Below are 24,467 nucleotides of genomic sequence, written 5' to 3'. Positions count from 1 at the left end.
GACCATCAAATCGCAGGCACAAAAAAGGGCGACCGAAGTCGCCCTTTTCCTATGGTCTGACAGAACTTAGTTCTGTTTTTCCATTTGTGCACGCAACAGGTCGCCCAGAGTGGTAGGACCAGCAGCGACGCTATCCGTAGGCTTGTCTTTCAAGCTCTGGATTGCTTCTTTCTCGTCTTCAACGTCTTTCGACTTGATCGACAGCTGGATTACACGGCTCTTACGGTCAACGCTGATGATCTTGGCTTCTACTTCTTCGCCTTCTTTCAGAACGTTACGCGCGTCTTCAACGCGATCACGGCTGATTTCGGAGGCTTTCAGAGTCGCTTCGATATCGTCGGCCAGAGTGATGATGGCGCCTTTAGCGTCAACTTCTTTCACGATGCCTTTAACGATTGCGCCTTTGTCATTCTCTTGAACGTACTCGGAGAACGGATCGCTTTCCAGTTGCTTGATACCCAGGGAGATACGCTCGCGCTCTGGGTCAACCGACAGGATAACGGTGTCCAGCTCGTCGCCCTTCTTGAAGCGGCGAACGGCTTCTTCGCCCACTTCGTTCCAGGAGATGTCGGACAGGTGAACCAGACCGTCGATGCCGCCGTCCAGACCAATGAAGATACCGAAATCGGTAATCGACTTGATGGTGCCGGAGATTTTATCGCCCTTGTTGAACTGGCCAGAGAAATCTTCCCATGGGTTAGATTTGCACTGCTTGATGCCGAGGGAGATACGACGACGCTCTTCGTCGATGTCCAGAACCATAACTTCCACTTCGTCGCCGACTTGTACGACTTTCGAAGGGTGGATGTTCTTATTGGTCCAGTCCATTTCGGAAACGTGTACCAGACCTTCAACGCCTTCTTCCAGCTCAGCGAAGCAGCCGTAGTCGGTCAGGTTGGTTACACGAGCGGTAACGCGAGTGCTTTCTGGGTAACGGGCTTTGATAGCAACCCATGGATCTTCACCCAGTTGCTTGAGGCCCAGGGAAACACGATTGCGTTCGCGATCGTACTTCAGAACCTTGACATCGATCTCGTCGCCAACGTTGACGATTTCGGAAGGATGCTTGATACGCTTCCAAGCCATGTCAGTAATGTGCAGCAGGCCATCGACGCCACCCAGATCGACGAATGCGCCGTAATCGGTGAGGTTTTTGACGATACCTTTGACTTGCTGACCTTCCTGCAGGGATTCCAGCAGAGCTTCACGCTCGGCGGAGTTCTCGGCTTCGAGGACGCTGCGACGGGAAACGACAACGTTGTTGCGTTTCTGGTCGAGTTTGATGACCTTGAATTCCAGCTCTTTGCCTTCCAGGTGCGTAGTATCGCGCACAGGACGGACGTCAACCAGAGAACCTGGCAGGAACGCACGGATGCCGTTAACGTCGACAGTGAAGCCGCCTTTAACCTTACCGTTGATAACGCCCTTGACCACTTCTTCGGCTGCGAAGGCTGCTTCCAGAACAATCCAGCATTCAGCGCGCTTGGCTTTTTCACGGGACAGCTTGGTTTCACCAAAGCCGTCTTCAACCGAGTCCAGAGCAACGTGAACTTCGTCACCGACGTTGATGTTCAGTTCGCCAGCGTCGTTGTAGAACTGCTCAAGCGGGATGAGTGCTTCAGACTTCAGGCCAGCGTGAACGGTTACCCAGCGAGCTTGGTAATCGATATCAACGATAACACCGGTGATGATGGAGCCTGCCTGAAGGTTCAGGGTTTTTAGGCTTTCTTCAAAGAGTTCCGCAAAGCTTTCGCTCATTTTAATTCCTGTTGATGAGGGCGAAGACTACGCCCATCTCCACACCCCAGACGGTATGGGTTAGTTTCATTTAAAAGAAGCCACCGCAGGACTATGACTGGTCCCCTGCGGCCTTCTTGGTCACCCGGCGATATCGCGAATGGCGATCTCGCTCATGATGCGTTCCAGCACCTGATCGATGGATAATTCCGTGGAATCCAGCTGTATGGCGTCAGCCGCCGGTTTGAGCGGGGCTACCGCTCGCTGGGTGTCACGCTCATCGCGGACACGTATCTCATCTAGCAGACTCGACAGACTAACACCATCGACTTTGCCCTTCAACTGCAAGTATCGACGGCGCGCACGCTCCTCGGCACTGGCAGTGAGGAAAATCTTCAAAGGTGCGTCCGGAAAAACCACTGTGCCCATATCTCGGCCATCGGCTACCAGTCCCGGCATTTCCTGAAAAGCACGCTGACGCTGCAGTAACGCCTCGCGTACCGCGGGCAATGCAGCGACCTGGGACGCACCAGCGCCAACACTTTCCGTACGAATCACATCGCTGACTTCGTCGCCTTCTAGAATGATTCGCTGCAGTTGACCGTCCGTCGCACCGATGAATTGCACGTCCAAATGCGCCGCAAGCGCCTTCAGCAACTCTTCATTGGTCAGATCAACACCATGATTGTGCGCGGCGAACGCCAGCAAACGGTACAGCGCTCCGGAATCCAGAAGGTTCCAGCCCAGACGCTTCGCCAGTATCCCGGCGATCGTACCTTTACCGGAACCGCTCGGACCATCAATGGTAATGACTGGCGACTTGTTGATCACGACTGAGCCTCTTCAGCAACCCGGATACCGACCTGCGCGCACAGCGCAAGGAAGTTCGGGAACGACGTCGCGACGTTGGCGCAATCATGGATGCGGATCGGTGCAGTAGCGCGCAGCGAAGCAACGCTGAATGCCATGGCAATTCGGTGATCGCCATGACCATGCACTTCGCCGCCGCCGATCTGGCCGCCGTCGATAATGATGCCATCCGGGGTCGGTTCGCATTTGACGCCCAGCGCCAGCAAGCCATCAGCCATGACCTGAATCCGGTCCGACTCTTTGACCCGTAGCTCTTCAGCACCACGTAGCACCGTGCGCCCTTCGGCACAGGCCGCAGCCACGAACAGCACCGGAAATTCGTCGATGGCCAGTGGAACCAGCGCCTCGGGAATCTCGATACCTTTGAGTTTAGCTGCACGTACGCGCAAGTCCGCGACGGGCTCGCCGCCGACTTCACGCTGGTTTTCCAGGGTGATATCGCCGCCCATCAGACGCAGGATGTCGATCACGCCGGTACGGGTCGGATTGATGCCGACGTGTTCCAGCACCAGTTCCGAACCTTCGGCGATCGACGCGGCCACCAGGAAGAACGCGGAGGACGAGATATCGCCCGGCACTTCAATGTGGGTCGCAGTCAGTTTGTGCCCGGATTCGACCGACGCGGTCGCGCCATTGACGGTGACTGGGTAGCCAAAGCCTTGCAGCATGCGTTCGGTATGGTCACGGGTCGGTGCAGGCTCGGTAACGGTGGTCTTGCCCTCGGCGTACAAACCGGCCAGCAACAGACAGGATTTCACCTGAGCACTGGCCATCGGCATGGTGTAGGTCAGGCCTTTGAGCGTGTTGCCGCCACGAATGGTCATCGGTGGACGACCTTCAGCAGCGGTCTCGATCACGGCGCCCATTTCACGCAGCGGATTGGCCACGCGATTCATCGGACGCTTGGACAGCGAAGCGTCACCGGTCAAGGTGCTGTCGAAGTTCTGCACAGCCAACAGGCCAGACAGCAGGCGCATCGAGGTGCCGGAGTTGCCCAGATAGATCGGGCCTGGTGCAGGCTTCAGGCCATGCAGGCCGACACCGTGAATGGTCACACGACCATGGTGCGGACCTTCGATCACAACGCCCATGTCGCGGAAGGCTTGCAGGGTCGCCAGGGCGTCTTCACCCTCAAGGAAGCCTTCGACTTCGGTGACGCCTTCAGCCAGGGAACCGAGCATGATCGAACGGTGGGAAATCGATTTATCGCCCGGTACACGAATCCGCCCAGTCAGGCGGCCACCAGGTTGTGCCAGGAAAATCAGGTCGTTGGAGTTCATAGCGTCCACATAGGCCCGGCGGGCCAGGATTTTACTGAAATGCTCGCGGGCAACCCGGGCGCGAGTGAACACGCCCAACAATTGGTGCCCATCCCCTGCATCGACCGCGTCGCGCAAGGCGTCGAGGTCGCTGCGAAATGTATCAAGTGTGCGCAGGACAGCTTCGCGGTTGGCGAGGAAGATGTCGTGCCACATGACCGGGTCGCTTCCCGCGATTCTTGTGAAATCGCGAAAGCCGCCGGCAGCGTAACGGAAGATCTCTAGGTTTTCATTGCGCTTGGCCAACGAATCGACCAAACCGAACGCCAACAGGTGCGGCAAATGGCTGGTCGCCGCCAACACTTCATCGTGGCGCTCGACCTGCATGTGCTCGACATCGGCGCCCAATTCGCGCCACAAACGGTCGACCACCGCCAGCGCGGCCGGATCGGTTTGATCCAGCGGCGTCAGAATCACTTTATGACGACGGAACAGCTCGGCGTTGGAGGCTTCCACCCCGCTCTGCTCGGAACCGGCTATCGGATGCCCCGGCACAAAACGCGACGGAATCCCGCCAAAGGCTTCGGTCGCCGCACGGACGACATTACCTTTGGCGCTGCCGACGTCGGTCAGAATGGCCGAACCAAGATCCATTGCAGCCAGGCGCACCAACATTTTTTCCATGGCAAGGATCGGCACGGCCAACTGGATCACGTCGGCACCCTGACAAGCTATCGCCAGGTCTTCTTCGCAGTGATCCACCACGCCCAACTCGACCGCCAGCTTGCGCGACTGCGGATCGAGATCGACCCCGACCACTTCGCGGCACACGCCACTTTCACGCAAGCCCTTGGCGAACGAACCGCCGATCAATCCCAGACCGACCACCACCAGGCGACCGATCATAGGTGCAGCAGATTGCAGTGCAGTGACATCAACCACGAGCCAGAACCTTGGTCAGCGCCTCAAGGAAGCGGCTGTTTTCAGCCGGCAAACCAATGGTGATGCGCAGGTGGTTCGGCATGCCGTAGTTGGCCACCGGACGCACGATCACGCCTTCGCGCAACAAGCCCTGAAACACCGGCGCAGCAACGCGCCCGAGGTCGACGCAAATGAAGTTGCCTTTGGACGGAATCCAGCCCAACCCCAACTCACGGAAACCGGCTTCCAGTTGCAGCATGCCGGACTCGTTCAGGCGACGGCTTTCAGCCAGGTATTCGCTGTCTTGCAGCGCAGCGCAGGCAGCGGCCAGTGCCAGACTGTTAACGTTGAACGGTTGACGCACGCGATTCAGCACGTCCGCGACCACGGCGGTGGACAAACCATAACCGACTCGCAACGCCGCCAGGCCGTAAGCCTTGGAGAACGTGCGTGAAACCAGCAGGTTCGGATAAGCCGCCAGATAGTCCAGACCGTCCGGCAAATCGCTGCCCTCGGCGTATTCGATGTAGGCCTCGTCCAGCACCACCAGCACATGCGCCGGAACATCCTGCAGGAATTCGTCCAGCGCCTCGGCATCGAACCAGGTCCCGGTAGGGTTGTTCGGGTTGGCAATGAAGACCACGCGAGTGTCGGCATCAATCGCTGCCAGCATGGCCGACAGGTCATGCCCCCAGTCTTTGGCGGGTATCACTTTGGCCTGAGCACCAACGGCCTGGGTCACAATCGGGTAGACCGCAAATGCGTGTTCGCTGAACACAGCGTTGAGGCCCGGCGCCAGATAGGCACGTGCGACCAGCTCCAGAATGTCGTTGGAGCCGTTGCCCAGCGTCACTTGATTCAGTTCGACGCGGCACTGCTCGGCCAACAGGGTCTTGAGTGCAAAACCATTGCCGTCCGGATACCGGGTCAACTCGGCCAGCGCATCCTGAATCGCCGTCAGCGCTTTGGGACTCGCGCCCAACGGGTTTTCATTACTGGCCAGTTTGACGATGCTTGCCGGATCAAGGTCCAGCTCGCGCGCCAGTTCGTCCACAGGCTTGCCCGGGACGTAAGGCGAAAGTTGTTGCACGCCCGGCTGTGCCAGAGCGAGGAAGTCATCACTCATTTGCTACCCCTTAGAGAACTGCTTTCGGGTAGGAACCCAGCACTTTGAGTGCCACTGCTTCCTGACTGATCTTTTCCAGCACACCTTTGATCAATGGATCGCGATGGTGGCCGACGAAGTCGATGAAGAACACGTAGGTCCATTTACCGCTGCGCGACGGACGCGTCTCGATTCGCGTCAGGTCGATGCCATTGTCGTGGAACGGCACCAGCAATTCGTGAAGCGCGCCAGGCTTGTTGCTCATGGAGACGATGATCGAGGTCTTGTCGTCGCCCGTCGGCGGCACTTCCTGGCTGCCGATCATCAGGAATCGCGTGGAGTTATCCGGACGATCCTCGATTTTCTCGGCCAGTCGGGTCAGCCCGTACAGGCCAGCGGCCATGTCGCCGGCAATTGCCGCCGAGTTCCACTCACCTTTAACCCGCTTGGCCGCTTCGGCATTGCTGGACACCGCCACGCGCTCGACATTCGGGTAATGGGCGTCCAGCCACTTGCGGCACTGGGCCAGCGACTGGGCATGGGAATAGATGCGGCTAATGCTGTCAGTCTTGGTGTTTTCACCGACCAACAGGTGGTGGTGAATCCGCAACTCGACTTCACCACAGATGACCATGTCGTGTTCGAGGAAGCTGTCGAGGGTGTGGTTGACCGCACCTTCAGTGGAGTTTTCCACCGGAACCACGCCAAAATTCACCGCACCGGCCGCTACTTCGCGGAACACTTCGTCGATCGCCGCCATCGGTTTGCTGATCACCGCGTGGCCGAAGTGTTTCATGGCCGCCGCCTGCGTGAACGTGCCTTCAGGACCAAGGTAAGCCACTTTCAGCGGCTGCTCGAGCGCCAGGCACGAAGACATGATTTCGCGGAACAGACGCGCCATCTCTTCGTTACCCAGCGGCCCTTTATTACGCTCCATCACACGCTTGAGCACCTGAGCTTCGCGCTCAGGACGATAGAACACCGGCACTTCGCCTTCGGCCAGCGAGGCCATCTTTACTCGCGCAACTTCCTGGGCGCAGCGTGCGCGCTCACTGATCAGCTCCAGGACTTTCTCGTCCAGGGCATCAATGCGCAGGCGCAGTGCCTTGAGTTCTTGCTCAGACATTAGCCGTGTTCCTTCTCGAACTCTGCCATGTACGAAATCAGAGCGTTGACCGCAACGATGTCGACGGCGTTATAGATGGAGGCGCGCATGCCGCCCACGGAACGGTGACCTTTGAGGTTCAACAGGCCACGCTCGTCGGCACCGGCCAAAAATGGCTTGTCCAGGCGGTCGTCAGCCAGACGAAACGGCACGTTCATCCACGAGCGGTCCGATTTGTTGATCGGGTTGCTGTACAAGCCGCTGGCATCAATGAAGTCGTACAGCGTGCGCTGCTTCACGTCGTTGAGTTTGCCGATGGCTGCAACACCACCCTGCTCTTTCAACCACTCGAACACCAGACCGGACAAGTACCAGGCCAAGGTCGGCGGGGTGTTATACATCGAGCCATTATCGGCCGCGACCTTGTAATTAAGCATGGTCGGGCACAGGGAACGGGCGTGACCCAGCAGGTCTTCGCGAACGATGTTGACCACGATGCCGCTCGGGCCGATGTTTTTCTGGGCGCCGGCGTAGATCATGCCAAAGCGCGAAACATCGATCGGGCGCGACAGAATGTCCGAAGACATGTCGGCCACCAGCGGAACGTCACCGGTTTCAGGGATCCACTGGAATTCCAGACCACCGATGGTTTCGTTCGGCGCGTAGTGAACGTAGGCCGCGTCTTTCGACAGGCTCCATTCGTTCTGACCGGGAATAGCGAAATAGTCGTAAGGCTTGGCGGTCGCGGCGACATTTACGTTGCCGTAGCGCGAAGCTTCTTCGATGGCTTTCTGCGACCAGATACCGGTATCGATATAGTCGGCAGTGCCGTTTTCCGGCAACAGGTTCAGAGGAATCTGAGCAAATTGCTGGCTGGCGCCGCCTTGCAGAAACAGCACTTTATAGTTCGAGGGGATATTCAGCAGATCACGCAGATCCTGCTCGGCCTTGGTCGCAATGGACACGAACTCATCACTGCGATGGCTCATTTCCATGACTGACAGGCCCTTGCCGTGCCAATCAAGGAGTTCACCCTGGGCGCGCTGCAGGACAGCTTCGGGAAGTGCCGCAGGACCGGCACAGAAGTTATAGGCTCTCTTGCTCACATCCAATCTCGCTCTGATTTGGTAGGTCATGCAAACTTATCAGTCGACACACATTCAATGTGGGAGCGGGCTTGCTCGCGAAAGCGGTGTAACAGGCGACATCGATGCTGAATGTCAGTCCGTCTTCGCGAGCAAGCCCGCTCCCACACTCGATCTCCATGGGCGCCGAAATTTCATTGCGGACAAACAACAAGGGGGCGAATTCTCATCCGCCCCCTGTTTGTTCGCTTACTCTTGTGGCTCTTCGTCGGCGGCGGCATCGAGTTGCTGATCGTCAACAACGTCGTCTATCACGACTTCGCCAACGAACTCTGCACCCTCTTCACCTTCCATTTCTTCACCTTCGACTTCCGACGGCTCCTGAACCCGCTCCAGACCGACCAGTGTTTCATCGCTGGCCAGCTTGATCAGGGTCACGCCCTGAGTGTTACGACCCAGGCTGGAAACTTCGTCGACACGGGTACGAACCAACGTGCCCTGGTCAGAAATCAGCATGATTTCCTCGCCATCAAGCACCTGGACCGCGCCGACCAGACGGCCGTTACGGTCGTTGCTGACCATGGCGATAACGCCTTGACCACCACGCTTGTACTCAGGGAACTCGGTGATCGCCGTGCGCTTGCCGAAACCACGCGCCGAAGCGGTGAGGATCTGGCTGCCTTCTTCCGGGATCAGCATGGAAATCAGCTTCTGGCCTTCCGGCAGACGCATGCCGCGAACACCGCGAGCGGTACGGCCCATGGCGCGAACGTCGGTTTCCTTAAAGCGAGTGACCTTGCCGCCGTCGGAGAACAGCATGACTTCGCGCTCGCCATCGGTAATGGCGGCAGAGATCAGTACGTCACCTTCGTCCAGCTCCAGCGCGATCAGACCGACGCTGCGTTGACGGCTGAAGGATTCCAGCGGGGTCTTCTTCACGGTGCCTTTGGCAGTGGCCATGAAGATGAAGTGACCTTCGGTGTATTCCTCGACCGGCAGCATGGTCGTGATGTATTCATCACTGTCCAGCGGCAGCAGGTTGACCAGCGGACGACCACGGGCAGCGCGGGACGCTTCCGGAATTTCGTAGGTTTTCAGCCAGTACACTTTGCCTTTGCTGGAGAACAGCAGCAGCGTGGTGTGGCTGTTGGCGACCAGCAGGTGAGCGATGTAGTCCTCATCCTTCACGCCGGTAGCCGACTTGCCTTTACCGCCACGACGCTGAGCCTGGTACGCAGCCAATGGCTGGGTCTTGGCGTAGCCACCGTGGGAAATGGTCACGACGCGCTCTTCTTCCGGGATCATGTCACCCAGGGTCAAGTCGAGACGGGCATCGAGGATCTCGGTGCGACGCACATCGCCGTATTCTGCGCGGATCACTTCCAGCTCTTCGCGGATCACTTCCATCAGGCGCGTGGCGCTGCTGAGGATGCGGATCAGTTCGCCGATCTGGTTGAGGATCTCTTGATACTCGGCCAGCAGTTTTTCGTGTTCCAGACCGGTCAGACGGTGCAGACGCAGCTCCAGAATGGCTTGCGCCTGTTCTGGCGACAGGAAGTACTTGCCGTCGCGCAGGCCGTATTGCGGGTCCAGAGTTTCTGGACGGCAAGAGTCGGCACCGGCACGCTCGACCATGGCCACCACGGCAGAGGATTCCCAGGCCGTGCTGATCAGCGCTTCCTTGGCTTCCGACGGCGTTGGCGAGGCCTTGATCAGGGCGATGACCGGGTCGATGTTCGACAGGGCAACCGCTTGACCTTCCAGAATGTGACCACGTTCGCGAGCTTTGCGCAGTTCGAACACGGTACGGCGGGTAACGACTTCGCGACGGTGACGAACGAAGGCTTCCAACAGGTCCTTGAGGTTCAGGATCCGTGGACGGCCGTCGATCAGCGCAACGATGTTGATACCGAACACCGCTTGCAGCTGGGTCTGGGCGTAGAGGTTGTTGAGGATCACCTCAGGCACTTCGCCGCGGCGCAGTTCGATCACGACGCGCATACCGTCCTTGTCGGACTCGTCGCGCAGCTCGGTGATGCCTTCAAGCTTCTTCTCTTTGACCAGCTCGGCGATCTTCTCGATCAGACGGGCCTTGTTGAGCTGGTAAGGGAGTTCGGTAATGACGATCTGCTGACGGCCACCGACCTTGTCGATGTCTTCGATCGTCGAGCGGGCGCGCATGTAAATGCGGCCACGACCGGTGCGGTAGGCTTCGATGATGCCGGCGCGACCGTTGATGATCGCGGCGGTCGGGAAGTCCGGACCAGGGATGTATTGCATCAGCTCATCGATGGTCAACTCAGGGTTGTCGATGAGGGCCAGACAACCGTCGATGACTTCACCGAGGTTGTGCGGCGGAATGTTGGTCGCCATGCCCACGGCGATACCGCTGGAGCCGTTGACCAACAGGTTGGGAATACGGGTCGGCATGACCGCCGGGATCATTTCGGTGCCGTCGTAGTTCGGCACCCAATCCACGGTTTCTTTGTGCAGGTCAGCCAGCAGTTCGTGCGCCAGCTTGGTCATGCGCACTTCGGTGTATCGCATGGCCGCGGCGTTGTCGCCGTCCACCGAACCGAAGTTGCCTTGACCGTCTACCAGCAGGTAACGCAGCGAGAACGGCTGCGCCATGCGGACGATGGTGTCGTACACCGCCGTATCACCGTGCGGGTGATACTTACCGATTACGTCACCGACAACACGGGCAGATTTCTTGTACGGCTTGTTGAAGTCGTTGCCCAGCTCGCTCATCGCGAACAGCACACGCCGGTGCACGGGCTTCAAGCCATCGCGCGCATCCGGCAGGGCCCGCCCGACAATTACGCTCATTGCGTAGTCGAGGTAGGACTGCTTCAGCTCGTCTTCGATATTGACCGGGAGGATTTCTTTGGCCAGTTCGCCCATGAGAAGCTCGATTCCTTTTTCTGGTGAAACTTCGTCACATCCATATGGGACGAACGAAGCTCGCCGCTGCAGGCTGAGTGCCATACACCGACTTACGACAAATCAACAAGAAGAACCATGGATTTGCGCAGTAAAGACAACCCCGTGGGGCTGCCTCGGAAAACGCCGGATGTTATCACAAGAGCCGCCACGCACCTATCCCCCAGACGCGCATGGAGCATAGTTAGTTGACCGATGACAGGCTTGAGGGAGACGAGAGGGGCTTAGAGCTGCGATGAATGCAGATTTTGCAGTTAAATAGGGCTGTTTGGTGGCTGTTAGGGCCTCTTCGCGAGCAAGCCCGCTCCCACATTTGATTGATGTGAGCCAAGGATTTCAGGCATATCACAGAACCAATGTGGGAGCGGGCTTGCTCGCGAAGGCAATCGCTCAGGCGCCAGGCATCTTTAATGCAGGCGCTTACGGCACATCAACTGCGCCATTTTCGCGGTATCCGGCCGCTCGACGATGCCTTTTTCGGTGACGATCACGTCGATCAAGTCCGCGGGCGTCACATCGAACACCGGGTTGAACGCATCGACATCCGCCCCGACCCGCTTGCCGCCGATCTCCAGCAACTCACGGCCGTCACGCTCTTCGATAGGAATGTCGTCGCCACTGGCCATGTTCAGGTCGATGGTCGAACTGGGTGCGACCACCATGAAGCGCACGCCATGGTGCATGGCGTTGACCGCCAGTTGATAGGTGCCAATCTTGTTCGCCACATCGCCATTAGCGGTGATGCGGTCCGCACCGACGATCACCCAGGTCACGCCTTTGGTTTTCATGATGTGCGCGGCGGCGGAGTCGGCATTCAGTGTCACAGGAATGCCTTCATTGGCCAGTTCCCATGCGGTCAAACGCGAACCTTGCAGCCACGGCCGGGTTTCGTTGGCGTAAACGCGCTCAACCATGCCCTCGATAAAGGCCCCGCGAATCACGCCCAGCGCCGTGCCGAAGCCACCCGTAGCCAGCGCGCCGGTATTGCAGTGGGTCAGGATCGCTTGCGCATTGCCCTGATGCTTGCGGATCAGGTCCACACCCAGTTGGGCCATGGTCAGGTTGGCTTCGCGATCACTTTCATGAATGGCGATGGCCTCCGCCTCCAGCGCCGCCAGAGGATCTGCGTCAACCTTGAGACGATCCAGGCGGTCACGCATGCGACTCAAGGCCCAGAACAGATTCACCGCTGTTGGACGGGAATCGGCCAGTAACGCGTAATCCTCTTCCCACGCTGCCTGCCAGTCACCGCCCTCGGCAATTCGGGCGCGGGCTGACAGCACCATTCCATACGCCGCACTGATGCCAATCGCTGGCGCACCGCGCACCACCATCGAACGAATGGCCTCGGCCACACCAGCTGCACTGGTGTAGGCAATCCAGGTTTCTTCGAAGGGCAAAAAACGCTGATCCAGCAGGTACAGGGCGCCATCACGCCAATCGATGGCCTTCACCTTCTCCGCAGCCAACAGTCGATCGCGCATCCCTCACCCCGCACTCAAGCACAAAAGCCGCCGATTATAGCGATCCCCCCGCGAAGACGCTCGGGTATACTTCGCCATCTTTTACAAAAGCACTGGAACCCCACCCTCGATGCCGAACACTGCCGCTGCGCTCGACCTGTTGTTGCTGCCGACCTGGCTGGTACCCGTCGAACCCGCTGGTGTTGTCCTCAAAGAGCATGGCCTGGGCATCCGTGACGGACGCATCGTCTTTATCGGCCCACGCTCGGCTGCGCTGAAGCTTAACGCAACCGAAGTCCGTGAGTTGCCGGACATGTTGCTCAGCCCCGGGCTGATCAACGCTCATGGGCACGCCGCCATGACGCTGTTTCGTGGCCTGGCCGATGATCTGCCACTCATGACCTGGCTGGAAAACCACATCTGGCCGGCAGAGGCCAAGTGGGTCGATGAAGCCTTTGTACGAGATGGCACGGACCTGGCCATCGCCGAACAGATCAAAGGTGGCATCACCTGCTTCTCTGACATGTATTTCTTCCCAAAGGTTGCCAGCGAACGCGTACATAACAGCGGCATTCGCGCACAAATTGCGATTCCGATCCTCGACTTCCCGATCCCGGGCGCCAGCACAGCGGACGAAGCCATTCGTCAGGGCGTGGAATTGTTTGGCGACCTCAAACACCACGAGCGCATCAAAATCACCTTCGGACCCCATGCGCCCTATACCGTGGGCGACGAAAACCTGGAGAAAATCCGCGTGATCGCCGAAGAGCTGGACGCTTCGATCCACATGCACGTCCATGAAACGGCCTTCGAAGTGCAGCAATCGGTCGAGCAGCGTGGTGAACGCCCGCTGGCTCGCCTCGGCCGCCTGGGCCTGCTCGGGCCCAGGTTCCAGGCCGTTCACATGACCCAAATCAGCGATGAAGACCTGGTGATGCTGGTAGAGACCAACACCAATGTGATTCATTGCCCGGAATCCAACCTCAAGCTGGCCTGCGGTTTTTGCCCGGTCGAGCGGTTGTGGCAGGCGGGCGTCAATGTGGCCGTCGGCACCGATGGCGCCGCCAGCAACAACGACCTCGACCTGCTCGGCGAAACACGCACCGCTGCGTTGCTGGCCAAGGCCGTCGCCGGCTCGGCCACCGCGCTGGATGCTCATCGCGCCTTGCGCATGGCCACGCTCAATGGCGCCCGCGCTTTGGGGATCGAGGCTGAAACGGGTTCGCTGGAAGTCGGCAAGGCGGCCGATATGGTGGCGTTTGACCTGTCCGGCCTGGCGCAGCAACCCGTCTACGACCCGGTTTCGCAACTGATCTACGCCACCGGCCGGGACTGCGTGAAACACCTGTGGGTGGCCGGCAAGCAACTGCTCGACGACCGCCGCCTGACCCGCCTGGATGAAGAACAGTTATGCGCCACCGCCAAGGCTTGGGGCCAGCGCATCAGTGGCCGCACCGAATCGTAAGATCCCCGCACCAAACACCGGGGCAACAGGATTTTTCAAGTTTTAGAGGACTGAACCATGAGCAACGTCGACTACGCCGAGATCGCTAAATTCGAAGCCCTGGCCCATCGCTGGTGGGACCGTGAAAGCGAGTTCAAGCCGCTTCACGACATCAACCCGCTGCGGGTCAACTGGATTGACGAACGCGTCAATCTGGCCGGAAAGAAAGTGCTGGACGTCGGTTGCGGCGGCGGGATTCTGAGCGAGGCCATGGCCCTGCGCGGCGCTACCGTCATGGGCATCGACATGGGCGAAGCACCGCTCGCGGTTGCGCAGTTGCATCAGCTGGAATCCGGTGTGAACGTCGAATACCGTCAGATCACCGCCGAAGGCCTCGCCGAGGAAATGCCCGAGCAATTCGACGTCGTCACGTGCCTGGAAATGCTGGAGCACGTACCGGATCCGTCTTCGGTCATCCGCGCCTGCTTTCGCATGGTCAAGCCCGGCGGCCAAGTGTTCTTCTCCACCATCAACCGCAACCCGAAGGCGTATCTGTTCGCTATCGTCGGCGCCGAATACATCATGAAGCTGCTGCCGCGCGGCACGCACGATTTCAAGAAATTCATCCGCCCTTCCGAGCTCGGTGCCTGGAGCCGCATGGCCGGCCTGACCGTCAAGGACATCATCGGCTTGACTTACAACCCGTTGACCAAGCACTACAAACTGGCGGCCGATGTGGACGTCAACTACATGATCCAGACCCTGCGCGAGGAGTAAGCCGATGCGTATCAGAGCAGTCCTTTTTGACATGGACGGCACGCTGCTCGACACCGCGCCGGACTTTATTGCCATCTGCCAGTCGATGCGCGCCGATCGTGGCTTGCCGCCCATGAATGACAAGCACATTCGTGACGAGATTTCCGGCGGCGCCAAGGCGATGGTCGCCGCAACCTTTTCGATGGACCCGGAATCGCCGGGCTTTGAAGAGCTGCGACTCGAGTTCCTGGAGCGCTATCTCGCCGGTTGTGCGGTTCACAGCAAGCTCTTCGAGGGCATGGGCGAACTGCTGGCCGACATCGAGAAGTCCAACCTGATCTGGGGCGTGGTCACCAACAAGCCGCTGCGCTTCGCCGAGCCGATCATGCAGCAACTGGGGCTGGCCGAGCGTTCCGCTCTGCTGATCTGCCCCGATCACGTGATGAACAGCAAGCCAGACCCGGAGCCGCTGATTCTGGCGTGCAAGATGCTCGACCTGGACCCGGCCAGCGTGTTGTTCGTGGGCGATGATCTGCGAGATATCGAATCCGGTCGCGATGCCGGCACCAAGACGGCTGCGGTGACCTACGGCTACATTCACCCTGACGACAACCCGCGACACTGGGGCGCGGACGTGGTGGTGGATCATCCGCTGGAATTGCGCAAGGTGCTCGATAGCGCTTTGTGCAGTTGCTGATTGTAGGAGCACGGATTGCCGGCGATTGCGATTCTGAAAACGCCATCGCTGGCAAGCCATGCTCCTACGGAGTCTGCTTTCTTTTTTGTAGAGGTTTCTTATGTTTGATTATTCCGCCCGCCCTGAATTACTCAAAGACCGGGTCATTCTGGTCACCGGTGCTGGTCGCGGCATCGGCGCGGCAGCTGCGAAAGCCTACGCAGCCCATGGTGCCACCGTATTGCTGCTGGGCAAGACCGAAGCCAACCTGACTCAGGTTTATGACGAAATCGAAGCGGCCGGGCATCCACAGCCGGCGGTGATTCCGTTCAACCTGGAAACCGCCCTGCCCCACCAGTACGACGAACTGGCCGCCATGATCGAAACCGAATTCGGCCATCTCGACGGCTTGCTGCATAACGCGTCGATTATTGGTCCGCGCACGCCGATCGAACAGCTGTCCGGCGAAAACTTCATGCGCGTGATGCATGTCAACGTCAACGCCATGTTCATGCTCACCAGTACTCTGCTGCCTCTGCTAAAGCTGTCGCAGGACGCCTCGGTGGTGTTTACCTCCAGCAGCGTCGGCCGCAAGGGGCGTGCCTATTGGGGCGCGTATGGCGTGTCCAAGTTTGCCACTGAGGGTCTGATGCAAACCCTGGCCGACGAAGTGGACACCGTGGCTCCGGTACGTTCCAACAGCATTAACCCGGGCGCCACGCGCACCAGCATGCGGGCCCAGGCTTACCCAGCGGAAAATCCGCTCAACAACCCGACCCCGGAAGAGATCATGCCGGTCTATCTCTACCTGATGGGCCCGGACAGTACCGGCATCAATGGCCAGGCGTTCAACGCCCAGTAACACCGTGCGTCGCTTTTGTGCCGTGCCGATTTCCCGGCGCGGCACACAAAGCGCGCCACAACCATGCCCCTTGCCAGTCAAATAACTGTCACACATTTCATTACCCGCCCTCACCATCGAATTCAACCTGATGATTTATATAAATTTTTATCTGAATGAACCGAATGGCACGACTTTCGCTCTAAAGCTGCTCAGACAGCAGTGTGAAAGCAGACGGGCGGACGCTTGAGTCGATAGGTTACTGATCTTCGGCAAAGCGGACTAAACTTGCGGCATATGTCCTACGGGGCTGATGGACCAGTATGTCGCGCAGCCCAAAGCCGCTCTCACCCAGCCTGTAAGACAGCTTTACTGCTTAGGGGCTTATGCCATATGAAATCACCTTCCCAGTCCAACGCAATTGACTTCGACAATGCCAAATTGCAACGCCTGGGATTTGGTCAGCAGCCTCCCCATCTGGAACGACCCGTCAGCCTTGCGCAATTGCGCCAGCAACTGGGTCAGCAGCTGCAAACCAGTCTTGAGCCACAACGCATTCTCGGACTTTTCTTCCGCGAAGTTCAGCGCCTGGTGCCACTGGATGCCTTGACCTATCAGCATCAAGCCAGTGACTTGCGCCTGGAGTTTGGTCAGCGTGGTCGTCACTCGGTCCGTTACAGCCTCAGCCATGAAGGTGAACAGCTCGGTGAACTGGTGTTCCGGCGCAATCAGCGATTCAGCGAGCTGGATCAAGGCAATCTGGAGTCGTTGCTGTCCGCACTGCTCTTCCCGATGCGCAATGCCCTTCTTTACCGAGCCGCTACCCAAAGCGCCTTGCGCGACCCGCTGACCGATACCGGTAACCGCATTGCCATGGATCAGACCCTGGAACGCGAAATCGAGATGTCGCGACGCCACTTGATGCCTTTGTCATTGCTGATGCTGGACATCGATCACTTCAAAAACGTCAACGACAGTTACGGCCACAATGCGGGCGACGATGTGCTCAAGGCTGTCGCCACCGCGATCAAAAACCAGTTGCGCAATGTCGACATGGTGTTCCGGTTTGGTGGCGAAGAGTTCCTGATCCTGCTATCCAACACCACGCGGGAAGCAGCAGCCATGGTCGGTGAGCGACTACGGGTGGCGGCTCAGGCACAGGATTATCAGGCCGATGGCAATGCCATAGAGCTGACCGTCAGCCTCGGATGCTCGACCCTGCTGCCTGGCGAATCTGCCGAAAGCTTGTTGCGTCGGGCCGACAGCGCGCTGTATGTCGCCAAGCGCGAAGGACGTAACCGGCTGACGATGGCGGGCTAAGCTTTAAGCAACACCGCATAACCAGTGTAGGAGCGGGCTTGCTCGCTCCTACATTTTTGGTTTGTGTTGCCTATGGATCAGCTTTCCGCCAGCGCCAGGCGCTCACGTGTCACCGGCACCTTTTCCGAATGCTCCAGTTGCATGCAGCGCTCCAGAAACAGGTGCATGTAGTCGTAGCTCTTGCACACTGCCTGTCGCAGTTCCACTTGCAGGGATTCGCTCGGGTTCATACCCGCCAGGGTGCAGATGATTTCCAGTGCTTCCCATGGATGGGCATCGTCGTACTGGGCGTGCATCTTCAACCACTTCATGGCTCGTTTGCGATCTTCTTCCGGGAATGCCGCGGCGTAGACGCCACTGGAGCAGACCAGGGCGGACCACTCTCCAGTCGCGCCTTCAATGGCGTAGTTGGTCGCAGCGATGGCCACGATCAACGAATCGGCCGAACTGGTGTGCCAGCACCAATGACTCAAGGCGTGAAGTTCGGGGGCAACCTGTTGCGCTTGCAGGTCTTCCAGGCTGACCCCATGAGCCCGACTCCAGTGCACCCAATAATCGGCATGGTTCAACTCCACGCGAATATTGCGCATCAGCCAACGACGCGCCATGTCTTCGCCGGGATGACGGGCAAAGCGGGTCTTGGTCAGGTTCTGTGCCATGTACAACGCGAACTGTTCAACAACCGGCCAGCCACCAATAAGGTACTGGCGCATGGTTTTTGCGCTGAGTTTGTTGTCTCGCATGCGCTGATACAGTTCGTGCTCAACAACCCGGCGCTTACTCTCGCTGCAATCCTTGATGAGCTGCTGAGCCCAGGCGGGATAACTTGCTGCTTCCATGAGTGGTCCGGTTCGGTTGAATGTGTCGATCACTGTCGAGCTCCTTTTGATTGTGATTGTTTGGATCAGCAAGAGATTTCAACGGAACGTGCCGGGGGCCTTGAATAACAAAGGCTGAGGCCTGGCAGGACGACTTTGCAAACTATCGCAGGTAAACGGATTCGGGCGTTCAATCACATACCCTTGAGCGAAATCGACCCCGATTTCCAGCAATGCCTGCTCAATCTGGGGTGATTCTACAAACTCGGCAATCGTTCGCTTACCCATGACATGCCCGATGTGGTTAATCACTTCGACCATGGCGCGGTTAATCGGGTCGTCCAACATATCCTTTACGAAACTCCCGTCGATCTTCAAGAAGTCTACAGGTAAATGTTTCAAGTAAGCGAACGAGGACATTCCGGCGCAGAAATCATCCAACGAAAAGTGACAACCTAAACCTTTGAGTTCATTGATAAATCTAATTGCACTGCCCAAATTGGAAATTGCACTGGTTTCTGTGATTTCAAAACAAATCATTTCAGGTGGAATTGAATAGTTAACGAATTGTTCACGCAGGAAGTCTAGAAACGCCTCATCTCCGATAGTTGTGCCTGACAGATTAATCGCACACATGGCTAATGGGCCTTGGCGCTCTTCGGCCTTGCATTGGGCAATGATCTTGAAGACGTTCTCCACCACCCAGCGATCCAGTGCGGTCATCAACCCATAACGCTCCGCGGCCGGAATAAAACTGTCCGGCAAGATCATGCGGCCGGTTTCGTCATGCAGACGCAACAGGATTTCGATATGCCCGCCGCCGCGCTCGGTATGCCCCAACGGCGCGATTTCCTGGGAGTACAGGCAAAAACGATTCTCTTCCAGCGCTATGTGCAGGCGCTGCACCCAGGCCATCTCGCCAAAACGCAATGTCAGTTCCGAGTCATCGGCGTGATAGACCTGAACCCGATTTCGTCCTTTTTCCTTGGCCATGTAACACGCCATATCAGCGGCGCGCAGTGATGCTTCCAGCGTCGTAGGAGTCTGCGCGACGTGCACCAGCCCAATGCTGACCGTGGTGACAAAGGGTCGACCTTTCCAGACAAAGTGCAAGTTTTGTACGGTCAGGCGCAAACTTTCGGCAATCTTCTCGGCAGCGTCCGGTGCACAGTTTTCCAGCAAGACGCCGAACTCATCGCCACCCAGCCGAGCCAAGGTGTCACCTTCGCGTAACCCGGATTGCAACAACGCACAGATATGCCGCAGCAGCTCATCACCCGCCGCATGACCGCACGTGTCATTGACCAGTTTGAATTGATCCAGATCGAGAAACATCAGGGCATGACGCCCGGTATGCCGCGTCAGGTTGTTCAGTGCCTGCTCCAGTCGAAACTCGAACTCGCGGCGGTTGGCGAGCCCGGTCAAGGCGTCATGAGTCGCCTGCCAGGACAGATTGGCAATGTACTGGCGCTCCTGCGTCATGTCATGCAACACCAGCACGGTGCCACTGACCTTGCCCGCATTGCGAATCGGCGAACCCACCAACGTTACCGAAACCGTGCTGCCATCCAGACGCTGAATCAGTTTGGAATGTTCGCTGCCACCGCTGAGTTGACCGCTCAAAATATGTTCGATCAACGTGAACCCGTCAGCCTGAGCGTTTTCATCCAGCAAATTGAACAGCGCCGCCAGCGGCAAACCCGTCGCCTGTTCGGCTTTCCAGTGGGTCAGCGCCTCGGCGGCGGGATTCATGTAGGTGATAGCACCTTCGACATCCGTGGTGATCACGCCGTCGCCAATGGATTGCAAAGTGATCTGCGCCCGGTCTTTCTCCAGTTGCAGCGCTTCGGCGAATTCATGGCGCTGCTTGAGCAACTTGTGGGTACGCAGCAACGCAAGCGCGATCAAGCCCAGCGCCGTGGCGAGGTTGGTCACCAGCAGCAACCGGAGGATCAAGCGCGAGCCCTCGCCCAATGCATCACTGAACGCTTTGGCGGCTGGTGTCACTGCATCATTGATGGCAAGTATCTGGTCTTTCCAGCGCCAGAGATCAGCAGGTGAAACCTGTTTGTCGGCAACGCGCTTGTGCATCTCCTGCGCGACATCATCGAGTTGCAGCAGGTACGCGTCACCCACCATCCACCGGTCGATGGCTTTTTCAAGGTAAGAGAAATGCCGGAAGTTGAGGTACAGCCAGATCAGGCTGGAAACGTCGTCAGGGTGGTTGCCCCCCTTGAGGATCGCCACTCGCGCGGCTTCGATTTCAGGCGGCCGGTGATCCAGCGCCAGGCGTAACTCGTGACCACCCTGCGGTATGGCAATGGCGTTCTGGTATTTGAGGAAAATCGCCTCGTCGCGACTGTCCGCGTAGAGGTTGAGGTAATAGATGGCGTCTTTTTGCCCCTTCGACCACAAACTTTCACCGGCAACATAGCCGCGCACTGCCGACAGAACGTACAGGCTGACGCCCCCCAACAGGGCCTGAAACAGCACGACGGCAATAAATGGCCAGACAATGCCCAACAACCGTGGCGTTCCGAGAGTCCGGGTTTGATTCATGAGGTCCCTTTTTAGCACTGCCAGATCATCATCCCAACGTGATCGCTACCGCTAGACTAGGGTGCGATCTCGATCCCGGCAAGTAAACCGTTCGACATCAATACTTGCACTGACAAAGACGCACTAAATTGCTTCCGTCGTTATAGCTGTTGCAAATGCCCGTAAAGCTTGGCGTACAAACCACCATCAGCTATCAATTGCTGGTGGTCGCCATCCTCGGCAATCTGTCCGCCATCGAACACCAGCACCCGGTCGGCCTGCTTCACCGCCGACAATCGGTGGGCAATGATCAGCGTGGTGCGGTGGCTGAGGAACCGCGCCAGCGCCTGATGCAGGTTGTATTCGGTGGCGGCGTCCAGCGCAGAGGTGGCCTCGTCGAGAATCACCACTTTGGGTTCGGCCAAGACCATCCGCGCAATCGCCAGGCGTTGGCGCTGGCCTCCGGACAAACGCACACCGGAGCGTCCGACGATGCTGTCCAGACCGTTGGGCAGCGCTCGAACCGTCTGGTGCAGCTGCGCAATTTCCAGCGCTTGCCAACAGGCTTCGTCGCTGCGTACTCGGCCCATCGTCAGGTTGGCGCGGATGGTGTCGTTGAACAGCGCAGGATGTTGCAGAACCACCGCGACATTTTCGCGCACGGTTTCCAGGCCGATCTCCTGTTGGGTAGAGCCACCAAAGCGAATAGTCCCGGCCAATGGTGTGTACAAGCCCAGCAACAATTGCACCAATGTGCTCTTGCCGCCGCCACTGGCGCCGACAATCGCGACTTTTTCACCGGGAGCAATGGACAGGTCCATCTTGTTCAATACCAACTCATCGCCGTAACCGAAACTCAGGCCCTGGACTTCAATGCCCACGGTGTCACGGCCCTGGAACGGATCGACGCCGCCGGGATATTGCGGCTCATCGGCCCGGGCCAGCAGCTCGTTGATCCGCGACAGCGCGCCACTGGCAGCGTAATAGGCGTACTGCAGATTGAGCAGTTGTTCCACCGGACCGATCATGAACCACAGGTAGCTGAACACCGCCAGCATCTGGCCGATGGACAGGTCGGAGAACAGCACGGTGAGCATGGCCGCCGCGCGAAAAATATCGATGCCGAACTGAAACAGCAAGCCGCTGGCCCGGTTCGAGGCATCGGTTTTCCATTGCGAGTTGACCGCGTAGTCGCGCACTTCCCGGGCCCGCAGGCCAAGGCGACCGAGGAAGAATCCCTGGCGGTTGCCGGCGCGCACTTCCTGGATCGAGTCGAGGGTTTCGGTCAGTGCCTGGGTGAAGCGCGAGGTGCTGTCGTTCTCGAGTTTCTTCAGGTGTTTGACCCGTTTGCCCAACAGCACCGTGGCGTAAATCACCAACGGATTGAACAGCATGATCAGCAGCGCCAGCTTCCAATGCATCCAGATGAGAATGCTCGCGGTGCCGACCAGGGTCAGCACCGCCACAAGGAAACGACTGAGGGTTTCACCGACGAATTTGTCCAGCGTGTCCAGGTCGGTGACCATGTGCGTGGTCACCGTGCCGCTGCCCAGGCTTTCGTATTCGCCCAGGGAAATGCGCTTGAGCCGCTCGATAAGCCGGGTGCGAATGCGATACACGATGTCCTTGGCCAGCGCTGCGAATAGTTTTGCCTGCACCACGTTGAACAACAAGGCGCCGCAGCGTAGCAACAAGGTCACGAGCAACATCAGGCCAATGTAGCCCGCCGCTTTCTGCCAGCTTTCGGGCAGGGCGTGGTTCATGACCTTCAGCGCGGTGTCGCCGTGCCCCAACAACACTTCGTCCACCAGCAACGGCAGCAGCAACGGAATCGGCACGCTGCACAAGGTCGCCAGCACGGCGACGCCATTGGCGATCCACAGGGATTTTTTATGGTGCAGGGCCAGTCGGCGGATTTCGGCCCAGCTCAGCCGATCGACACGCTTGGGAACCGGGGTGTCATCGGGCACATCATGCACAGGCAGCGCGCTCCAGCCAGCGGCCGAGCAACGGGGACAGTTCACTCAGGGGTTGATAGCCATTGGTCAGCAACGCCAATTGACCATTACGCTCAGCCAGCAACGTAGGGAAACCGGCGATGCCCAGGTCCTGGACCCAAGTGAAATCGGCCGCCGTGGCGGTGTGCATATCCGCACGGTCGAACGCAGCGGCGAATTCTATGCGCGGCAGACCGGCCTGCTCGGCCAGCTCCACCAGCACGCTGGCGTGGGTGACGTCGCGGCCTTCGACGTAGAACGCGTGCTGAATCAGGCCCAGCAGCTTCCACGCACAATCCGGCGCCAGGCTGCGCGCGGTCACCAACGCCCGACACGCAGGCTCCGTGTCGTAGACAAAGCCGTCGGGCAGAGCGCCTTCGGTTTTGAATGGTTGGCTGGTGGCCTCGGTGACCGCCTGCCAATGCTCAAGAATGTAGCGTCGGGTGGTCGGCTCCAGCGCTGCACCACTGCCAGTGCGCAAACCACCGACGATCAGATGCACCTCTACGCCCGCCGCGTGCGCCTGTTCGATCAAGGCGTTAGCCACTGGCGCAAAGCCCCAGCACCAGGAACACATCGGATCCATCACATAGAGCAGGCGGCGTGCAGACATGATTCAAGCCTCGGAAGGAGTTTGCTTGTAGTTGTAGCCGATCGGGTGCGGCAAGTTGCGAGCCTTGGCCAGTTCGATCTGCTTCTGCCGATCAATGGCACTGCGGCGGGTCTTCTCGCTCAGAGTATCCCAGCAATGCGGGCAGCTGATGCCAGCCACGTAATGCTCGCAGGCACGGTCTTCAACACTTATCGGCGTACGGCAGGCATGACATTGATCGTAGTCGCCTTCACTGAGGTCATGACGCACGGTCACTCGGTTGTCGAACACAAAGCAGTCGCCCTGCCATTTGGTTTCTTCCTGCGGCACCTCTTCGAGGTATTTCAGAATGCCACCTTTAAGGTGATAGACCTCATCGAAACCTTCGCTGAGCATGAAGCTCGACGCCTTCTCGCAGCGGATGCCGCCGGTGCAGAACATCGCGACTTTCTTGTGCACGGCCGGGTCGAAGTTGGCTTTGATGTAGTCGGGAAATTCGCGAAAACTGGTGGTTTTCGGGTCGATGGCGCCTTCGAAGGTGCCGATCGAGACTTCGTAATCATTGCGGGTGTCGATCAACAACACTTCCGGATCGCTGATCAGCGCATTCCAGTCCTGGGGATCAACGTAGGTGCCGACTTTTTTGTTCGGGTCCACGCCTTCAACGCCGAGGGTGACGATTTCTTTCTTGAGTTTGACCTTGGTGCGGTAGAACGGCTGATCGTCGCAGTACGACTCTTTGTGATCGATGTCGTCCATGCGTGGGTCGTTCTTGAGCCAGGCCATCAGCCCGTCAATGCCTTCGCGACTGCCGGACACGGTGCCGTTGATGCCTTCTTCGGCGATCAGCAGCGTGCCTTTGATGCCGTTGTCCACCATTGCTTGCAGCAGTGGCTCGCGCAGAGCGACGTAATCTTCCAGGGTGACGAACTTATACAGTGCCGCCACGACAATCTGTTGTGTCATGGGTGATTCTCCAGGTGGCTACCCTCGTAAA

General features: G+C 58.4%; 18 protein-coding genes. 5 read left to right on the top strand and 13 right to left on the bottom strand.

Features of this window, described 5'->3' with window-relative positions; all coding sequences use genetic code 11:
• Nucleotides 1-66 precede the first annotated feature (66 nt).
• The 8 genes from rpsA to mtnA form a co-directional block, all read right to left on the bottom strand.
• Entirely contained in the window at nucleotides 67-1,758 is a 1,692-nt protein-coding gene (gene rpsA, locus ACA048_RS08370; protein ID WP_497628720.1) for a 30S ribosomal protein S1, read from the bottom strand.
• A gap of 120 nt (nucleotides 1,759-1,878) precedes the next feature.
• Nucleotides 1,879-2,568 (bottom strand): (d)CMP kinase, encoded by a 690-nt coding sequence (cmk, locus tag ACA048_RS08365; protein ID WP_497628719.1) that lies wholly within the window; start codon nucleotides 2,566-2,568, stop codon nucleotides 1,879-1,881.
• Nucleotides 2,565-4,772: a bifunctional prephenate dehydrogenase/3-phosphoshikimate 1-carboxyvinyltransferase gene (locus ACA048_RS08360; protein ID WP_497629825.1), complete on the bottom strand. Its 2,208-nt coding sequence runs from the start codon at nucleotides 4,770-4,772 to the stop codon at nucleotides 2,565-2,567. Before ACA048_RS08360 ends, cmk begins: the two co-directional genes overlap by 4 nt.
• 28 nt (nucleotides 4,773-4,800) lie before the next feature.
• Nucleotides 4,801-5,913, bottom strand: a complete 1,113-nt coding sequence (hisC, locus tag ACA048_RS08355) for a histidinol-phosphate transaminase (protein WP_497628718.1) — start codon at nucleotides 5,911-5,913, stop codon at nucleotides 4,801-4,803.
• 10 nt (nucleotides 5,914-5,923) lie between these two features.
• Nucleotides 5,924-7,018: a prephenate dehydratase gene (gene pheA, locus ACA048_RS08350; protein ID WP_033055815.1), complete on the bottom strand. Its 1,095-nt coding sequence runs from the start codon at nucleotides 7,016-7,018 to the stop codon at nucleotides 5,924-5,926.
• The gene (gene serC, locus ACA048_RS08345) at nucleotides 7,018-8,103 is read right to left on the bottom strand and encodes a 3-phosphoserine/phosphohydroxythreonine transaminase (RefSeq protein WP_497628717.1); all 1,086 of its coding nucleotides are present in this window, start codon (nucleotides 8,101-8,103) and stop codon (nucleotides 7,018-7,020) included. Before serC ends, pheA begins: the two co-directional genes overlap by 1 nt.
• 228 nt (nucleotides 8,104-8,331) lie before the next feature.
• Entirely contained in the window at nucleotides 8,332-10,986 is a 2,655-nt protein-coding gene (gene gyrA / locus ACA048_RS08340) for a DNA gyrase subunit A (protein WP_497628716.1), read from the bottom strand.
• 446 nt (nucleotides 10,987-11,432) lie between these two features.
• The gene (gene mtnA / locus ACA048_RS08335; RefSeq protein WP_497628715.1) at nucleotides 11,433-12,509 is read right to left on the bottom strand and encodes an S-methyl-5-thioribose-1-phosphate isomerase; all 1,077 of its coding nucleotides are present in this window, start codon (nucleotides 12,507-12,509) and stop codon (nucleotides 11,433-11,435) included.
• A gap of 109 nt (nucleotides 12,510-12,618) precedes the next feature.
• Between mtnA and ACA048_RS08330 the strand changes: the two genes are divergently transcribed.
• The 5 genes from ACA048_RS08330 (at nucleotide 12,619) to ACA048_RS08310 (ending at nucleotide 17,525) form a co-directional block, all read left to right on the top strand.
• Entirely contained in the window at nucleotides 12,619-13,953 is a 1,335-nt protein-coding gene (locus ACA048_RS08330) for a TRZ/ATZ family hydrolase (RefSeq protein WP_497628714.1), read from the top strand.
• Between the two features lie 57 nt (nucleotides 13,954-14,010).
• Entirely contained in the window at nucleotides 14,011-14,709 is a 699-nt protein-coding gene (ubiG, locus tag ACA048_RS08325) for a bifunctional 2-polyprenyl-6-hydroxyphenol methylase/3-demethylubiquinol 3-O-methyltransferase UbiG (RefSeq protein ID WP_497628713.1), read from the top strand.
• Nucleotides 14,710-14,713: 4 nt separating this feature from the next.
• Nucleotides 14,714-15,385: an N-acetylmuramic acid 6-phosphate phosphatase MupP gene (gene mupP / locus ACA048_RS08320; protein WP_497628712.1), complete on the top strand. Its 672-nt coding sequence runs from the start codon at nucleotides 14,714-14,716 to the stop codon at nucleotides 15,383-15,385.
• Nucleotides 15,386-15,485: 100 nt separating this feature from the next.
• Nucleotides 15,486-16,226, top strand: coding sequence for a YciK family oxidoreductase (locus ACA048_RS08315; RefSeq protein ID WP_497628711.1), 741 nt, complete (start codon nucleotides 15,486-15,488; stop codon nucleotides 16,224-16,226).
• A gap of 372 nt (nucleotides 16,227-16,598) precedes the next feature.
• Nucleotides 16,599-17,525, top strand: a complete 927-nt coding sequence (locus tag ACA048_RS08310; protein ID WP_497628710.1) for a GGDEF domain-containing protein — start codon at nucleotides 16,599-16,601, stop codon at nucleotides 17,523-17,525.
• A 77-nt stretch (nucleotides 17,526-17,602) separates the two neighbouring features.
• Here ACA048_RS08310 and ACA048_RS08305 read toward each other — a convergent pair whose 3' ends face one another.
• From ACA048_RS08305 to trhO, 5 genes are all read right to left on the bottom strand, one after another.
• Nucleotides 17,603-18,364: an iron-containing redox enzyme family protein gene (locus tag ACA048_RS08305; protein ID WP_497628709.1), complete on the bottom strand. Its 762-nt coding sequence runs from the start codon at nucleotides 18,362-18,364 to the stop codon at nucleotides 17,603-17,605.
• Between the two features lie 78 nt (nucleotides 18,365-18,442).
• A complete protein-coding gene (locus tag ACA048_RS08300; RefSeq protein ID WP_497628708.1) occupies nucleotides 18,443-20,902 on the bottom strand; it encodes an EAL domain-containing protein in 2,460 nt (819 codons plus the stop codon).
• A 140-nt stretch (nucleotides 20,903-21,042) separates the two neighbouring features.
• Nucleotides 21,043-22,860: an ABC transporter ATP-binding protein gene (locus ACA048_RS08295; protein ID WP_497628707.1), complete on the bottom strand. Its 1,818-nt coding sequence runs from the start codon at nucleotides 22,858-22,860 to the stop codon at nucleotides 21,043-21,045.
• Nucleotides 22,853-23,455, bottom strand: a complete 603-nt coding sequence (locus ACA048_RS08290; protein WP_497629824.1) for a DsbA family protein — start codon at nucleotides 23,453-23,455, stop codon at nucleotides 22,853-22,855. The genes ACA048_RS08295 and ACA048_RS08290 overlap by 8 nt, the downstream gene beginning before the upstream one ends.
• 39 nt (nucleotides 23,456-23,494) lie before the next feature.
• Complete coding sequence (gene trhO, locus ACA048_RS08285) at nucleotides 23,495-24,436, bottom strand: oxygen-dependent tRNA uridine(34) hydroxylase TrhO (protein WP_497628706.1); 942 nt, start codon at nucleotides 24,434-24,436, stop codon at nucleotides 23,495-23,497.
• Nucleotides 24,437-24,467: the final 31 nt, after the last annotated feature.

The sequence above is a fragment of the Pseudomonas sp. LBUM1659 genome (assembly GCF_059716045.1).
The sequence above is the reverse complement of the archived record's forward strand: the minus strand, read 5'-3'. Positions and strand labels throughout refer to the sequence as shown.

Excerpts from the sequence above, each read along its gene's own strand:
- rpsA (WP_497628720.1), bottom strand. The coding sequence starts at position 1,758 with ATGAGCGAAAGCTTTGCGGAACTCTTTGAAGAAAGCCTAAAAACCCTG.
- ACA048_RS08360 (WP_497629825.1), bottom strand. The coding sequence starts at position 4,772 with ATGATCGGTCGCCTGGTGGTGGTCGGTCTGGGATTGATCGGCGGTTCG.
- hisC (WP_497628718.1), bottom strand. The coding sequence starts at position 5,913 with ATGAGTGATGACTTCCTCGCTCTGGCACAGCCGGGCGTGCAACAACTT.
- pheA (WP_033055815.1), bottom strand. The coding sequence starts at position 7,018 with ATGTCTGAGCAAGAACTCAAGGCACTGCGCCTGCGCATTGATGCCCTG.
- gyrA (WP_497628716.1), bottom strand. The coding sequence starts at position 10,986 with ATGGGCGAACTGGCCAAAGAAATCCTCCCGGTCAATATCGAAGACGAG.
- mtnA (WP_497628715.1), bottom strand. The coding sequence starts at position 12,509 with ATGCGCGATCGACTGTTGGCTGCGGAGAAGGTGAAGGCCATCGATTGG.
- ACA048_RS08330 (WP_497628714.1), top strand. The coding sequence starts at position 12,619 with ATGCCGAACACTGCCGCTGCGCTCGACCTGTTGTTGCTGCCGACCTGG.
- ubiG (WP_497628713.1), top strand. The coding sequence starts at position 14,011 with ATGAGCAACGTCGACTACGCCGAGATCGCTAAATTCGAAGCCCTGGCC.
- mupP (WP_497628712.1), top strand. The coding sequence starts at position 14,714 with ATGCGTATCAGAGCAGTCCTTTTTGACATGGACGGCACGCTGCTCGAC.
- ACA048_RS08315 (WP_497628711.1), top strand. The coding sequence starts at position 15,486 with ATGTTTGATTATTCCGCCCGCCCTGAATTACTCAAAGACCGGGTCATT.
- ACA048_RS08310 (WP_497628710.1), top strand. The coding sequence starts at position 16,599 with ATGAAATCACCTTCCCAGTCCAACGCAATTGACTTCGACAATGCCAAA.
- ACA048_RS08305 (WP_497628709.1), bottom strand. The coding sequence starts at position 18,364 with ATGGAAGCAGCAAGTTATCCCGCCTGGGCTCAGCAGCTCATCAAGGAT.
- ACA048_RS08300 (WP_497628708.1), bottom strand. The coding sequence starts at position 20,902 with ATGAATCAAACCCGGACTCTCGGAACGCCACGGTTGTTGGGCATTGTC.
- ACA048_RS08290 (WP_497629824.1), bottom strand. The coding sequence starts at position 23,455 with ATGTGTTCCTGGTGCTGGGGCTTTGCGCCAGTGGCTAACGCCTTGATC.
- trhO (WP_497628706.1), bottom strand. The coding sequence starts at position 24,436 with ATGACACAACAGATTGTCGTGGCGGCACTGTATAAGTTCGTCACCCTG.